The organism is Pedobacter lusitanus (genome assembly GCF_040026395.1).
GTDB classification, from domain to species: domain Bacteria; phylum Bacteroidota; class Bacteroidia; order Sphingobacteriales; family Sphingobacteriaceae; genus Pedobacter; species Pedobacter lusitanus.
In genome coordinates this window covers 1,830,946-1,846,977 of sequence record NZ_CP157278.1, presented here as the reverse complement: position 1 = coordinate 1,846,977, position 16,032 = coordinate 1,830,946, and the positions used below count along the sequence as shown (strand labels likewise).

The 16,032-nt window shown below is 39.2% G+C and carries 12 protein-coding genes; 6 read left to right on the top strand and 6 right to left on the bottom strand.

The genetic code is table 11. The features are described from left to right. Nucleotide 1: 1 nt before the first annotated feature. The 3 genes from PL_RS07865 to PL_RS07855 form a co-directional block, all read right to left on the bottom strand. Nucleotides 2-2,977, bottom strand: coding sequence for a glycoside hydrolase family 38 C-terminal domain-containing protein (locus tag PL_RS07865; protein ID WP_052496321.1), 2,976 nt, complete (start codon nt 2,975-2,977; stop codon nt 2-4). Between the two features lie 19 nt (nt 2,978-2,996). Further along, the gene (locus PL_RS07860; RefSeq protein ID WP_348621383.1) at nt 2,997-4,796 is read right to left on the bottom strand and encodes a class I mannose-6-phosphate isomerase; all 1,800 of its coding nucleotides are present in this window, start codon (nt 4,794-4,796) and stop codon (nt 2,997-2,999) included. Between the two features lie 128 nt (nt 4,797-4,924). Next, nucleotides 4,925-5,659: a GntR family transcriptional regulator gene (locus PL_RS07855; protein WP_041882615.1), complete on the bottom strand. Its 735-nt coding sequence runs from the start codon at nt 5,657-5,659 to the stop codon at nt 4,925-4,927. A 409-nt stretch (nt 5,660-6,068) separates the two neighbouring features. Between PL_RS07855 and PL_RS07850 the strand changes: the two genes are divergently transcribed. The 3 genes from PL_RS07850 to PL_RS07840 all read left to right on the top strand — a co-directional run bounded on the left by PL_RS07850 (nt 6,069) and on the right by PL_RS07840 (nt 12,124). Further along, entirely contained in the window at nt 6,069-7,364 is a 1,296-nt protein-coding gene (locus PL_RS07850) for a hypothetical protein (RefSeq protein WP_041882612.1), read from the top strand. Nucleotides 7,365-7,533: 169 nt separating this feature from the next. Next, nucleotides 7,534-10,602 carry a SusC/RagA family TonB-linked outer membrane protein gene (locus tag PL_RS07845; protein WP_041882610.1) on the top strand — a complete coding sequence of 1,023 codons (3,069 nt, stop codon included), beginning with the start codon at nt 7,534-7,536 and terminating at the stop codon, nt 10,600-10,602. Nucleotides 10,603-10,612: 10 nt separating this feature from the next. Beyond that, a complete protein-coding gene (locus PL_RS07840) occupies nt 10,613-12,124 on the top strand; it encodes a RagB/SusD family nutrient uptake outer membrane protein (RefSeq protein ID WP_041882609.1) in 1,512 nt (503 codons plus the stop codon). 101 nt (nt 12,125-12,225) lie between these two features. On the opposite strand, the gene PL_RS07835 is transcribed toward PL_RS07840, so the two are convergent. From PL_RS07835 to PL_RS07825, 3 genes are all read right to left on the bottom strand, one after another. Further along, the gene (locus PL_RS07835; protein WP_041882608.1) at nt 12,226-12,609 is read right to left on the bottom strand and encodes a GreA/GreB family elongation factor; all 384 of its coding nucleotides are present in this window, start codon (nt 12,607-12,609) and stop codon (nt 12,226-12,228) included. Between the two features lie 54 nt (nt 12,610-12,663). Next, nucleotides 12,664-12,879 carry a hypothetical protein gene (locus PL_RS07830; RefSeq protein ID WP_041882606.1) on the bottom strand — a complete coding sequence of 72 codons (216 nt, stop codon included), beginning with the start codon at nt 12,877-12,879 and terminating at the stop codon, nt 12,664-12,666. A gap of 97 nt (nt 12,880-12,976) precedes the next feature. Further along, complete coding sequence (locus PL_RS07825) at nt 12,977-13,135, bottom strand: hypothetical protein (protein WP_160292108.1); 159 nt, start codon at nt 13,133-13,135, stop codon at nt 12,977-12,979. A 374-nt stretch (nt 13,136-13,509) separates the two neighbouring features. Here PL_RS07825 and PL_RS07820 point away from each other — a divergent pair, with 374 nt between their 5' ends. The 3 genes from PL_RS07820 to PL_RS07810 all read left to right on the top strand — a co-directional run bounded on the left by PL_RS07820 (nt 13,510) and on the right by PL_RS07810 (nt 16,014). After that, nucleotides 13,510-13,896, top strand: coding sequence for a group III truncated hemoglobin (locus PL_RS07820; protein WP_348621379.1), 387 nt, complete (start codon nt 13,510-13,512; stop codon nt 13,894-13,896). Between the two features lie 324 nt (nt 13,897-14,220). Further along, complete coding sequence (locus tag PL_RS07815; RefSeq protein WP_041882605.1) at nt 14,221-15,366, top strand: formylglycine-generating enzyme family protein; 1,146 nt, start codon at nt 14,221-14,223, stop codon at nt 15,364-15,366. 36 nt (nt 15,367-15,402) lie between these two features. After that, nucleotides 15,403-16,014: an RNA polymerase sigma factor gene (locus PL_RS07810; protein WP_052496320.1), complete on the top strand. Its 612-nt coding sequence runs from the start codon at nt 15,403-15,405 to the stop codon at nt 16,012-16,014. Nucleotides 16,015-16,032: the final 18 nt, after the last annotated feature.

Here is a 16,032-nt window from a genome sequence, read left to right as displayed (position 1 = left end):
TTCAGTTTTCTATACAAATTGTCATTATCCCTTTTGCCGGAAGGGTAAAGTGGTTCTCTAATGTTTTTTTGTGTGTTTCGGAAATATCACTTTCCCATATTTTGAGCGGTGCATTGGTTTTTGGACTGATATTCAGCTTGCTGTCCTGATCGCCACAATTGACAAGGTGGATTATAATACCTTTTCCATCATCAGCTTTTTTAAAGGCTTCAACGTAAATATTCTCCCCGTTAATGGTGAACGGTAGCCCTTTTTCATCTGCAGAAGCGGCGGTGACAAGCAGCGGCTGATGATTATTTAATCCAGATTGATTTGCCTGATAACTATTAAACCCGCTTTCATGAGCCTGAATGAAATAACGGAAAGTAACTACACCCTGCTGATCTGCCCTGAAATTGGTGTGCCATAAGTTATTCATTACCCAGGAGTAGATATTTGAAGACTGAGGGGTAAACGATAACCATAGTGGCGCATGTTGTAATCCACCAAGTAAATTAGCTGTAGTAATCTTTCCGATTTCAAATAAAGGAGCATCCGGGCTTGACCAGGTAATTCCGTAGGTGTCATTGGAAATGTCTGCCCATCTTTGCATGGTATACCAGTTTCTGTTTGAATAAGGTAACTGATCAGTTTCAGCGTTCACAGTTCCCCAGGGAATACTATAGCGGACTTTTGCATCCGGAATATTAAAAGGGAAAGCGAAATGGACGCTTTCTTTGCTTCTGATAGCCTTCTTATCAATGGTATTGATCAGCTCTATTTGATCAAGGCCGTTAACCAGTCGTATTTCCCTGATGAGTCCGTTAGTACCCGGAGCAGAAGAAGTAATTTGCAGACTGATTACCAATGGTCCTTTTTCTTTAATCGCTATCCTGGCATTTGAACTGGTTTGTATTTTTTCAAGAGAATCACCAGGCATATACAGGTATTGATTCAGTCCTGCTGAATCTGCCTGGACATAATCCCTACCAGAAGCTATTTTAACTAACTTTTTAATGTTTCCCGTTTGGGGAGAAATATCGATGCTGTAGACCCCGTTACTGAGTAAATTGTCTGATATATTAACCCCGGATTTTTTTTCTGAAGCTTTACCGGAGCCTGGACTTTTAGTCCGGGTAGTTCCCGGGTGATAAGCATGCCCCGGATAGATACTGTAAGTGCTTTTTCCCATCGATGGAACCAGTTCAGCCACAAAAGCGAGTTCACCAGTAGTTAAACGCTGCGAAAGAACAGGAATTCCTGAAACATCTTTAACAAGATCACCTGCTTTGCTTAAAGATGCGGGTACATAAACCACATTGGTTCTTGGCCATGATACCGTATTGTAAACGTCTATCTGGTTGTTTTTTAGGGTTGAAGAGGAATCTTTCAACGAATCGCCTGTCAGAGATTGTGAAAGTAAAGTATCAACAATTTCTTTGGCTTTTAATACATAAGACTGTTTTACTGCCCATTCACTTTTTACTTTTTCATCATCTGGATGAGAAACACTGTTAAATGCACCCCAGGTATGTTCATTAAATAATAATAGGTTTTTCCAACTCTCCTCAAAGCTCTTTACCGGATAATTTTTTCTGTTGCGGATAGCCCAGATCGCGTCAGCCTGTTTCAGCTGATCGGATAATTTGCGGCTTAAAGCAGTTTCTTTTGCTGCAGATGATACACCGTCAGTCCAGTATTCTGTATAATCCCCGGTGAAGGAAGGAATCTGCCTGTTGTATTTATTCTCAAAATCCGCAAAAAACTGTTTTGTTGAAGTAATAATCAGTTGAGGTGAAGCATATTTTTCATTCCATATCTTAACTGCATCAGGCAGTTCCGGATCAATAGGAGCATTATCACTCATCGCCCAGGTCAGAATTGACATATCATAAGGAAAACCCTTTTGTGCCAGCTGATCAAGATAGTCAAACAGATAAGGATTGAGGAAATTTTTTGAAGGATGACCCGTATAGAACGGCTTCGGATCTTCCATCGTAAAGAAGTTTGGAATTTTATCCCCCTTTAACTGGTAGCCGATAGAATATGGCTGACATTGCCAGAAAAGTAATTTCTGTTTGCCCGAAGGAGAGAGCCAGTAAAAAGGTTTATCCTGCCATTTAGCCAGGTTTCCGATTCTGTCTGAAGCATTTGGCCCTGAAAGGAAATATTTTATCCCTGTCTGTTCAACCTGTGCGGCTAAACCCCATGAGGCACCAGGTACATCTCCCTGAAAAAGAGTATTAATAACAATGCCCTGTTCCTTAGCCAGTTTTTGTGATTTAGAGAACATTTGCATCAGTTGTCTGGAATCAGTCAGACTGGTGTTAATATTTCCATAGGCGCCGTCCAGGTTAATCCATCCTTTTTTTACAGCATCCCAGAATTTGTCTTTCTTTTGCTGACTGGCAAGTGCAAGATAATTATCCACTACCCAGATAGCTTCTGTTGTCCATTTAAAACGTGCCTGGGTAGGGTATTGCTGTGTTTTTTCTGCAAGGGCAATAGCTTCATCAATATTATCCTGATGCAGTTTAAGGACTTTGGATTGTGTATTGGTATATCCTATATCAACATGAGAATGGGGTAACACATACATGTTCCACATTCTGGAAGGTTCAACAATACAGCTCCCTTTGTAAGTTTTTCCGCCGGTTAAAATAGAGACTGTTGCCTGTGTCGCTTTGGTTACGGGACTGCCCGGTAAGGGGATTTCAAAAGATTCAGCTCCGTCTTTACTGGCCTGAACAATCAGGCTTTCCTGTAAACCATTAAAGGAAACAGAGATTTTTCCCTGCTGGTAATTTTTCCCATTTTTAAAGATCAGCCTGATCATTCTTCTGCTTTCTCCGTGATACTTCAGATAGGCAATTGTGGGTTGCAGCTGGATATCACTAAAAGCAGATCCGGTCTTCTGAGCTGATACATTATGGCTTATGCCTATCAGAAAAGTGATCAGAAGAGCATTAAATTGTAGTCTGTAAGACACTGGTTTCATCAGGGTGGTTTTTAATTAATTAACAACATTCTTCTTTCACAAAAGCGGTGATCACTTTCGCGCGGTTTTTACCCTTATTGATCAATTCGTAGTGAACAGCATCAGCAGGGATAATAAAAGTTTCCGCATAGTGGATTTCCTGCTCAGAATTTCCTGTTTTAACAATAATGCTTTCACCTTCTACCAGACTGAGAATATGGCACTGTCCTTCAGTATGAGCTTTAATGGTGGAATCAAATTCAAAACGCCGAACGGCGTAAAAGTGGTCAGGATGTGTTGCCAGATTAACGATCTGCCAGTCATCATCCTGCAGGAGTACAGTCTGTTTAGCAATCAGCGTATCAGACACTATCTGTCCTTTTCTTTCAAAATTCAGATTGGCAAAAGCACGGTCAATATTTAATGGACGTGGTTTTCCATTCAGATCAGGACGCAGCCAGTCATACATTTTAAAAGTGAATATATAGGGAGTGGCACTGATTTCCAGTACCAGATTGTTTTTTCCCGAACTGTGAACCGTACCATTTGGAATCAAAAAAAGCTCATGTTTTTGAGAATCAAATGTCTGTACATAATCTGTTACGTTTACCTGGTTATGGTGTTTGAAGCTGTTTTCCAGCACTGTTCTGAATTCCTCCTGGTTAATGTTTTCCTGAAAACCCAGATAGACTTTAGCATCCTGATGATGATCCAGGATATAATAGGTCTCATCCTGCGTGAAATTTTCTCCAAAATGTTCTTTGGTATAAGCGACAGAGGGGTGGCATTGCAGAGACAGATTATCTCCGTCCATCGTATCAAGAAAATCAAAACGAATAGGGAAATTATAACCAAAGCGTTCGGCTGCTTTGCCTAAAATAGCTTTGTTATTATGGAAAAGAAGCATGTCAAATGAAACTTCCAGCAGCCTGCCTTCATTTTCCATAATAATACCATTTTCAGGGGCAATCAGTTCAAATGACCAGGCATAATTTATAACTTCCTGATTCAGGCCATTTATATTTTCCCGGATCCACTGGCCACCCCATACACCAGGCTCAAACCAGGGTCTTGCCCTGAAGGCGTGTACAGACATCCGGGCAAGTCCACTGCGAAAATCTGTTCCATTCATCCAGGATATTGCTTTGATCCTTTGTTCATCGACAATAATGTCAATACTGGCCAGTAATTGTTGTTTATGTTTATTTAAAACAGGCCAGTCGATAAAATAAAAGCGTTTATACTGTATTTTTGGGTCGGTAGTCGTGGCAGCACCCAGATTGAAAATATGACCAGCTCTTGAACGAAACTGTATCTCATTTTTAGGCACATCAATATAAATAACCTTTGCATCCAGATTGACCAGTGCAGCTCCGCAACCATAAATAATCGTCAGTTCATCATTGATCGGGCTGATTAATCCAAGTTTTTCAGTGTCAAAGAAGTCTGCGAGATCTCCTTCATACTGTTTACCAAATACTGGGTCATTCAGCTGAAGATTGTCAGCTATTAACCGGTCAATAATTTCAGGTGTTTTTAGGGCAGTATCAATATTTATCCAGTGTACTGTCTTTCCATTTTCAATGAGCTGCTGATTGAGTTCCATTCTAAACTGTTCCCAGTACACGCCTGAATAACCATCAATAACAATGTTTTTTTTCTGATTGATGATCCATTCTGATAAACTGGCGAAATCATTATAGATAGGCCCTTCAATTTTGAAAGCAGGATAGATATCATAACCCTGATGGATTGTTTTTTTTTCCGGAATAATAAATTGCGTAGTATTTCTCAGAGAATTGATATCAGCTTTTACTCCGTTCATAGTGTCAGCAGTCATTGTGTTTGGTTAGTTATATGTTATAATGTCCAAACATATGACATTTCACTTAAATATTCAAAGACCTTTTTTTATTCTCTTGAATATTTGGAGTTTCGTTAGCTTTAAAGAGGGGAAATCAATGCTAATTATCTGTTTCTACGGCTTTCTACAGTATAAATAAAGCTTTCAGCTCTATAATAACCCAGATTATATTCCATTGGGCGGTCACCCTGGTCATAAACAAATCTTTTTCTGAATAAAAGAGGACTTCCGGTCTCTACCTCTAACTTACCAGCTATAAACTTACTTGCTGCTATTGCACTGATCTCTTCCTTAGACAGATTGGCAATTACGGAGTGTTCTGATTCAAGCATTTCGTATAATGGCAGTTTGAAATCTTCCTCTCCGCTGAGACCAATTCTGGGATGGAAATAGGATATGAAATACACAAATGCACTGGCTGATCCACCTCGCAGACGCTCCAGTTTCAGGATCTTTTTATCAGTTTTAATGTCGAAAAAACTGGCTATCTGTTCATCAGGATATACCCAGCTTAAATGAAGTTCATAGTTTCTGACAGGTATTCCTCTGGCTTTCATTTCCTGAGAAAAGCTAAGCCAATTCATTGATTTTGAGCTTATTTTAGAGGGAGCGACCTTAGTTCCATAACCTTTTTTTCTAACCAGTAATTCTTCATAGACCAATTTGTTCAATGCCTGTCTTAATGTCGTTCTGGAGATGGCAAGTTTTTTTGCAAGTTCGACTTCGTTTGGTAATAACTTGCCTGCCTGGTAAACGGGATCTTTGATCAGTTCTCTGAGTAATAGTTCTGCCTGAATGTGAAGTGGAATATGACTTTTATGGTCAATTGAAATATTCATGGTCGGTTGATAATTATTCGATGATGGAATACAAATCTAAGCTTTTTAGTACATACATAGCAAATAGGAATGTAGGTATATATGTCTTCCAAATTTGTTGTGATTTAAATCTGATAGCCGATCTGAAATTTAATAACAATGAACAGAAATGTTACAAGAAAGAAAAAATGAGTGTGATCGAAGCCTTCTTCTATGTTATTATTTGAATAATAGATAAATAAGCGGGAAATCAGGAATTACGACTCAGCTGTTTGGAGAGTCGAAAAAAAATCATTAAAAATTTGGAAATAACTATAATACTTCTATGTTTGTACATAACTATTGACCAACCAAATATAAACAGCGACCATTTTCTCCCTGAAAATAGGAGCATGGGAGCTTTTTATTTATCTTATTTAAATAAAACTAAATGAAAAGACCTTTACTTCTGTTTTCTGCTGTTTTTTGTTTTTTACATCTGAATTCTACCGCTCAGGTAGCAGATAGAACAGCGTTAGCCAAATCAATCCGTTCCGATAGCCGTTTAGATACGATTCAGGCAAGAGCTATTCAATTACTTACCGGGTTTTCTGCAGGTACTTCCTATGATGAAGTCTGGATCAGAGACTTTAACACTTTTATCAAAGGATCTTTAAAGATTCAGCCAAAAGAAAAAGTCCGGACCATGCTGCTGATGTTTTTTAAAATTCAGGGCGATGACGGTAATATTGTTGATGGCGTTGTGGATAGTGCTAAAGCAAATGGTGGATATAAATACCGGTACTCTGCTTTATTACCAGGGTGGGCAGCACATAAAAATACGGTAGAAACAGATCAGGAATTTTCATTGGTACAAGCCGTTAAAAAATATGTAGACCTTACCGGAGATGTATCCATCCTTTTTGAGCGGGTTGGAGCTAAAACCATTTTGCAGCGAATGGAAGATTCTTTTGCTTACATCCTGAAAGACAGATGGTCAGAGAAATACGGACTGGTAAAAGGAGCCACTACAGTTGACTGGGGAGATGTGCAGCCAGAAAAAGGCTGGGGAGTAGCAATCAATGAACATACGAAATGGTCAGTTGATATCTATGATAATGCCATGTTTGTCATTGCAATTAATGATTTTCTGGCGATGAAACCCAAAGCTTATCAAACACAAAAAGACTGGAGTGCATTAGCGGCAACAATCAAAGCAAATGTCCGTAAACATTTATGGATGTCTGAAGCCCAAAAGTACAGACCGCATTTATACCTGAACGGCAGTCCGTTTTCAAAAACATTTGACGAGGACAAAATCTTGTATTCCGGTGGATCTGTATGTGCAGTTCTGGCTGGTTTTAATACTAAGAAAGAGGTTGAAAATATTAACCGTCAGCTGTTGGCGGCTGCATCCAAAGAGAAACATGCAACTATTGGTTTTACTGTTTATCCGCCTTACCCGGAAAGCGAATTTCCAAATATGCTTCCATATTCTTATCAGAATGGTGGAGACTGGACCTGGTTTGGGGGCCGGATGATTAAAGGTCTGGTAGATTATGGTTTAGTCAAAGAAGCGTATGCAGAGTTAATCCCTATGGTAGATCGTGCCATTGCCCGTAAAGGATTTTACGAGTGGTATAACGTGCAGACAGGTGAACCTAAAGGATCAGGAGATTTCAGAGGGGAGGCAGGTGTATTATTTGACGCGGTTGAATCCTTGCGGCAGTGGGCAGCTAAAAATTAACTGGCAAAAAAACTAAACCTATTTCATGGCTCCTAACCCGTAATGCATAAAGAGCAGACAGCAAACCCTTGTCTTTTTTTAATCATAATAAATTTCATAAACCTTAGTAAAACAGTTGAATAGCTTATAAACCTCAATATAACCAAACCTAAAACTAAAAACCAAATTTATGAAAAAAGCATTTATTTACTCAATTTTGCTCTCCCTGCTTTCCCTGCAGGTGATGGCACAGATTAAAATTACCGGAAAGGTCACCGGTATAAAAGACAATCTGCCAATTCCGGGTGTCAGTATTAAAATAAAGGGAACAGCTGGCGGTACACTTACAGATGCAGCTGGAAATTATCAGATACAACTGGCCGATGACAAGGGCATACTGGTATATTCTTCTACCGGTTTCTCCCCTCAGGAGAGAACAGTGACCGGCAGAAGCATAATTAACATCCAGCTGGAAGAAAAAGCTGATAATTTAAGTGAAGTAGTTGTTATTGGTTATGGTACAGTGAAAAAATCTGACTTAACCGGAGCCGTTACGACTATTAAAGCTGAACAGCTGATGGATAAACCAGTACCAAATTTATCACAGGCTTTACAGGGGAAAATAGCCGGTGTTGAAGTGAGTCTGAACAGTGCTGCTCCGGGAACTGCTGCGAAGGTTCGTGTACGTGGAATTGGTTCAATCAATTCGAATATTGATCCTTTGTATGTCATAGATGGAGTTGCCGGCGTTGATCCTAATTCCATTAACCCTAATGATGTGGCTTCACTTGAGGTGCTGAAAGACGCTTCTTCAACAGCAATTTATGGTTCCCGTGGAGCAAATGGTGTAATTATGATTACCACTAAAAGAGGAAGAAGAGATGGAACACAAATTAGTTATGAGGCAAATGCCAATGTAAGTGAGCTCTACAGACATGTGCGCACGTTAAATTCAGAAGAATTTTTGAAGGTTTATAACGAAGCTTATGCAAATGGTCAGAAGTTCGATCCTGCGGGCGCTGTATGGAGCCCGCCGAAAGCCCTGAACTATGCAAACTATCCACTATTGTTTGATACAAATAATAAACCTCTTTATGATACAAACTGGGAAAAGGAAACTTATAAACCTGCCTTTTCGCAGAACCATCAGTTAAATCTTCAGGGTGGAAATGAAAAAACACTTTATAGCTTGTCATTAGGTTACCTGAATCAGAAAGGACTGGCGCCTACTTCAGGTTTTAAACGCTATTCGGTAAAAATGACGCTGGATAATGATGTTAAAAGCTGGTTAAAAGTAGGAGGTAATGTGAATCTGATCCGTAGTATACAACGGCTGGTTACCGATGGTAACGGAAGTTTAAACGTGGCGAGAGCTGTAGCAGAAGAAGTGCCGATTTTACCAATCAGATATCCGAACGGTATGTATGCAGGGAATTTTGACATCGCGGGATTAGAAGGCGCTCCAAATCCTATTGCTATTGCAAATAACAGATATACGATTAATAATACACTGCAAATGCTGGGTAATGTTTATGGTTTGTTCCATATTACCAGCGATCTTGATTTTAAAACTGACTTTGGATATAACCTGAGTTCAACCAAGAATAATTATTTTTCTTCTCAGAATCTGCCTCACTTATCTCAGGATGAAGGTGGTATAGCTAATATCAATGCTTATGATAACTATTACTGGCAGACTGAGAATTATTTAACCTGGAACAAAAAGATCAATGACCGTCAAAAACTGACTGCTTTACTGGGTATGTCATTACAACAGACAGGTTATGAAAGAATGCGTGCAGAGACACAGAATTTCATAGATGATATTTTTCAATATCACTATCTGCAGGCAGGTTCTCTAAAAACAGCCAGCGAATCCTATGATACCAAATCATCTCTGGCTTCATTTTATGCAAGACTTAATTATAACATAGATGATAAATATTATTTCACAGCAACAGGCCGTTATGATGGGTCTTCCAGATTTGGAAAAAACAATAAATATGCATTTTTCCCATCAGTAGGAGCTGCATGGCGGGTATCGCAGGAAGATTTCCTGAAAAACAATAAAACCATATCCAATTTAAAGATTCGTGCCAGTTACGGTACTTCTGGAAATCAGGAAATAGGACAGGCACGTTCACTGACCCAGATTCAGCCAGGTACGACAGTACTTAACGGTTCGGCCCAATCCTCCATATTACCAAATTATCTGGGGAACCCGGATTTGAAATGGGAAAGATCTGTTCAGGCAGATGTAGGAGTGGAGTTAGGAATGTTCAATGACAGAGTGAGTCTGAATCTGGATTATTATAACCGCGTAACCAAAGATCTGTTATTACAAACACCAATACCATGGACTGCAGGTTTTACCAATGCGAATGTTTATAAAAATGTAGGTTCAGTTAGAAATTCAGGAATAGAGATCAGTTTGAATACTGTCAATATTAAAACTGAAAACTTTACCTGGTCAACAAACTTCCTGTTCTCAGCGAATAAAAACAAAGTAATTAAGCTGAATGAAGGTAATGCTGATATTTTTCCTGGTCCAAACTTTCTCGGACAGAATTACGTAGTCCGTGTGGGAGAAGCCATTGGTTCTTTTTATGGAATGACCAGATTGGGTACTTACAGTGAATCTGAAGCTACTGAAGCTGCTTCCCATGGTTTAAAGCCAGGAGACAGGAAGTATCTTTATAATCCGGATGGCTCTGTGAATTATAGTATTATCGGTCATGCTTATCCAAAATGGACGGGGACTTTCAGCAGTAGTTTCAAGTATAAAAACTGGGATTTATCTTTTGATATCCGCTTTGTACAAGGTGTAAATACTGCTGCTAACTTTAAGCACTCGACAGAAGACAGACAGACAATTTCAAACAGTCTGGCGACAGTTTTAAATGCCTGGACACCACAAAATCAAAATACCTCTGTTTCTCAGGTACGTAATTATAAATTTGCTCAGGATTCTCATTTTGATAGCTGGTGGGTAGAAGATGGTTCATTTATACGTGGCCAGAATTTTATTGTAGGTTATAGTCTGCCGGCGGCTGTTAATCAGAAATTACATATCAATCGTTTAAGAATTTACGCGAATGTTCAGAATCTGTTTATCATTACCAAATACACTGGTTATGATCCTGAGGTAGATACATTTAACCAGACCTATGGTTCAAATGCCTCTTTCTCTCAAAATCTGGACTTCTTTTCTACACCAAGACCCCGTATCTGGAATTTAGGTGTTCAACTAACCTTTTAAACTGAATCAAATGAAAACGACAAAAAATATAATATTTGCGGTACTGGTCTTATTGACCTGTGCTTCCTGTAAAAAGTTTCTGGAAGAAAAGCCAACCGATTTTATAACTCCGGATTCAGAGCTTTCCAGTGCCAAAGTCGCAAGAGCTTTTGCCAATTCAAGTTATCAGTATCTCCAGGGTGTGCTGAAAGGGCAGACCTCATCTTACGGAGGTAATACCTGGAATTTAATGGAGTTTATGACCGGAAAAGCCAATAGTGATCTTGGACAAACAGGTGCTGTTAATTTCCAGAACCTTTCCTATAATACAACTTCATTTTATATCGATACCTGGTGGCAGCAAATGTATATGGGGATAGGAGCCTGTAACATTGCGATTGAAAAGATACCTTTGATCAATGCTGCAGGACTGAGTGATGCTGATAAAACAAATCTGATGGCCGAGGCCCGTACTCTAAGAGCATTGTATTATTTTTATCTGGTACGGATGTACGGAGCGGTTCCAAAGGTTACTGAAATACCTAAAAACCTGAATCTGTCTATACCAAGAACAGCTGCAAAAGAGATATATGACACCATAATCATTCCCGATTTGCTTGAAGCAGAGAAATCTACTTTGCCGTGGAAAGATAATTCAGGAAAGGTATCTATGGGTGCAGTAAAGTCTATTCTGGCCGATGTCTATTTAACCTATGCAGGTGCAGCTATAAACGGAGGTAAACAATATTACGCTGAATCAGCCAAACGGTCTCTGGCTGTGGCTCAGACAGGCGGATATTCTTTATTCCCGGAATATACAGATATGCTGAAGCCAGCTAATAAAAATACCGGTGAATTTATTTTCCAGGTACAGTATGCTGCGGCTGTTCCGTCTGCAAATCCGCTTACTTCACTGACTATTCCGAATTATTCTGGTATTTCTAATTATTCAGATGAGTACGGTGCGGTATATCCAACCGCACAGTTTATCAGCTCTTTTGCACCAGGCGATAAAAGAGCTGCTGAAAAACAATTTTTCTATACCAATTATAAAAGTGTAAAAACCGGACAGGTCGTTAATTTCAAAGGAGCATATATTTATAAATGGTTTGATTCTCTGGCCGTAGCAAGTACTGTAAAGTCAGATCTTAACTTTACCCTGTATCGCCTGGCAGATGTAGAATTAATGTATGCTGAAGCCTCAAATCAGGCAGAAGGTGTACCTAATGGTACTGCTATACAGTTTGTAAATGATATCAGAAGAAGAGCGAAGCTTGCCCCAATAGGAGCTATGTCATCAGCTGATTTTGAACAGGAAGTATGGGCACAACGTTATTATGAATTATGTTTTGAGAATAAAATGTGGTTTGATATGATACGTACTAAGAAAGTTCATAATGATGTGACTGGTAACTGGGATAATTTTATAGGTCATAAAACAGTTTTTGGAGCAACTTTCTCTGAAAAACAATTGCTTTTCCCATTACCTAAGCAGGAAACAGATGTCAATTCAAGTTTATTGCCAAATAATCCCGGCTTTTAAATAAGATTTGTTACGGTGAAATTGAAAAGCCCTGTTAATCAAATTAACAGGGCTTTTTTTTGAAGATTCTTTATGCGGAGCAGCAGCTCTTTCAGACAGATTTATATCCTTTTATGACTTACACTTAAAATATTAAATGTTTTCATGCCGTCAGGCATTTCCCATTGTACCTGAGCACCGACACGATATCCTAATAACGCCGTACCTATAGGTGCAAAAACTGACATTTTATGCTCTTTCATGTTGGCCTGTGCAGGTAATACGATCTGAAAAGTATATTTCTTTTCACTGACTGTTTCCTGAATTTCTACTTCAGATCCTATACATACCGCATCCTCAGGTAATTCCGCTTCACTGACAACTTTTGCGGAGCCCAGTTCTGCAAGTAATTGATTTTTATTATATGCTGAAAGATTAGAATCTTTAAGATGTTTTTTTAACAGATCCAGTTCTTTTTTAACGATCATTAATTGTTCCGTTTTCATATGATTATTCTTTAAACCTTTTATATATTATTTATTTATCGCAGTGAGCGATTTTCAGCGCGTGAGTATTTTATTGTGGATTTTGAGTTTTCCCTTTGCAGGTTTTATCTTTTGATGGACAAATAACTGGCATACAGCTATCAGAATCGCCAGCACATTCAGCCAGAGATAATCCAGTAATAATGCGGCCAGAACAATGGCCACATTTAGGCCAAAAGCACATATCAAGCCTAAGCCAATCCAGGATATGGATTTAAATTTATTGATCATAAAAAAGATTAATTCAGTAAAAAAGATAGGAGCTGTTGCTTAAAGTTGAACAGCTGCGTGATTTTCCTGAAGGCCCCAAACCAAAGCTGGTCGGGGCTTACTTGATAAAGTCCTTACTGGTAGTTTGGGAGAAAAATCCAAAATGATAATGAATAGCTACCATCTGGCAGTACATAGCAAAAGAAACACGCATCTCTCGGGTAAAAGAGATTTCGAGCATTGCATAAGTAGAACTGTGAGTATGGATTGTTTTCATTAACAGAATAAATTAAGAAATTAAAAAAATGAAGCTTTATCATTGGCCCAAACCTGAAACGGGCCGGGACTTACTGGATAAAGTCTTTACTGTTTTTAAGGAAGTATCCTGAATTGTAAGAAACGGGGCGACGCTGCACAGCACGGACAGGCTGCAATTTTAATGCAACTGTAATCCCAAGCTTTTGTAAGATGTGCTTTAGTAAACCCATTAAAACAAATGTCTGCTTTTAAACTACAAAAGCAAATATTTCTTTAATAAATATTAATTTCTCCTGAGAATGTTACATAGGTATGGTTTAATTATGATTTATATCCTGAAAATATATTTTCAGGATCAGACAACCTCCGCTGATCTTCCGTAAATTTGCAGCTATGAGAGCTGATGTGGAAAATCTGGAAGATATTATTTTGTTTGTTGATACATTTTATGTTAAAGTACAGCAGGACGAACTGATCGGTCCGGTTTTCGGGAGAGCTATTAAAGACTGGGAACCTCATCTTCAGCAAATGTACCGTTTCTGGAATGCTGCATTATTTGGTGTTCCGGGTTTTCGTGGTAGTCCCTTTGCCAAACACGCTCCCCTGGCTATTAATGCATCACATTTTGAACGGTGGTTAATCTTATTCAATGCTACTATAGACGATAATTTTGAAGGCCCTGTTGCCTCAGACGCTAAAAAAAGAGCCGCATTAATGGCTGAAATGTTTTTACAGCGTTTGCGTGGAATGAGTGGCGGAGCAAATAGAGTCATTCAGTAAAACAGGTCTCAGGAGCCTTGAGAGCATAAAACAAACGTTTGTGCTGAGATTTAGCAGCTAAATGCCCAGTTTACTGTAAATCATTAAAGGCACCTTAATTAACTTGATTTTACATTTATTTTGTATCACCTCAGGCAAAAAAGTATCCTGAATTCTTTGATGCAGCAATAGTTATGCAAGCGTTTGCGTAGTTCTGATCTGTTTTAATAGAAAGCATGCCAGTATATTAGTTCTGAACCTGATATACTATTAAAAAAAAAATCCTGACTGACCAGATTCCCCTGCTGAACCTTTTTTGGTTGAAACTCTTGTGCAAGACGATATATGAAAAAGAATAAAAGAGCCTTCTATCTGCTGCCTTTATTGGTTGTGGTATCCTGTAAACAAAAAATAAAGGAACAGCGAGATACAGTGCACACGCATGATTCAGGTTCTTCGTGCAGCAGCAGTTTGCCTTCACGTTACGGCGTTCCGGTAATGAATACAGCTAACCGTATTGTTATAGCACAAAAAGGGAGCAGTAAATCTAAAATGGTCTGGATTCCTGGCGGAAGTTTCGTCATGGGAGCAAGAGATAATGAAGGCAGGATGGATGAATATCCGGCCCATGAAGTAAAACTGAATGGCTTTTGGATGGATGAAACTGAAGTGACGAATGCACAATTTGAAGCTTTTGTTAAAGCGACAGGATATGTAACCGTTGCTGAACGTAAACCGGTTTGGGATGAAATTAAAAAGGATTTACCAGAAGGAACCCCAAAACCAGCCGATGAGATAATGGTTCCCTCAGCACTTACTTTTACGCCGCCCCTACATCCGGTACCTCTGGACAACGCCAGTTTATGGTGGAGCTGGACTCCGGGCGCAAACTGGAGACATCCGGAGGGGCCGAATCAAAATATCAGAGGAAGAGAAGATTACCCGGTTACACAGGTTTGCTGGGAAGATGCTAATGCCTATGCCAAATGGGCTGGCAAACGCTTACCAACAGAAGCCGAATGGGAATATGCTGCCCGTGGCGGACTTAAGAATGCAATTTATTCATGGGGGAATGAACCTATAGAGAAGGGAAGGCCTAAAGCAAATACCTGGCAGGGAAGTTTTCCTGATAAAAATACAAACCTGGACAATTTTCAGGGAGTAGCTCCGGTAGCATCTTTTGACGCCAATACTTATGGATTATATGATATGTCCGGAAATGTCTGGGAATGGGTAGCTGACTGGTATGACGGTAATTATTATCAGGATCTGAGTAATCAGATCACTGTTAACCCGAAAGGCCCGCAGCAAAGTTTTGATCCTCAGGAACCACTGGTTCCTAAAAAAGTGACCCGCGGAGGCTCGTTCATGTGTAACGAATCCTATTGTAAAGGATATAGAGTAACTGCCAGAATGAAATCATCACCAGATACAGGCCTGCAAAATACAGGCTTCCGGTGTGTTTCTACAAAACCTAAACAGAGGAGCTGATCCTTGTAATTGCGAACCAAGACTAAACTCAATAAAATGTTGCATTCATTGTTTACGATCAGGAATAAAAAATCTTATGATATCCTTTCAGATAATGAGTTGGCTATACTCATAACCAGTGGCGATGAAGCTGCATTTAATGAGATTTATAAGAGATACTGGGAAAGACTTTATGTTGCTGCCAGACACAGGATAGAGGATTCCTGTGAAGCAGAAGAAATTGTTCAGGACATTTTTTGTAATCTCTGGAGAAAACGCAGCAATTTTGAATTGACCAAAGGATTTCAGAACTATTTTTCTGTGGCTGTAAAATTTGAAGTCATCAACAGAATGGCTAAAAAGAGCAGAGAGAACAGGGTCAAAAAAGAAGTACTGGTATGGAGTTCAGCAGTGGATGAATCTACTTCAGATCAGCTTGATTTTAATGAGCTTCAAAATCAGCTGGCTATGACTATCAGGGTCCTGCCTGAAAAGTGTCTGCTTGTTTTTAAACTGAAACATGAAAAAGGTTATTCTCAGAAACAGATTGCTGAAGAGCTGAATATTGCAGAGAAAACAGTGGAAGCCCATCTTTCCAAAGCCAGAAAAACTATACGTATCAGATTTGGCTATTTAGCAGAAATGGCTAAGTCCGTACTTTTCTTATAAAAAAATCATTGTAGACTA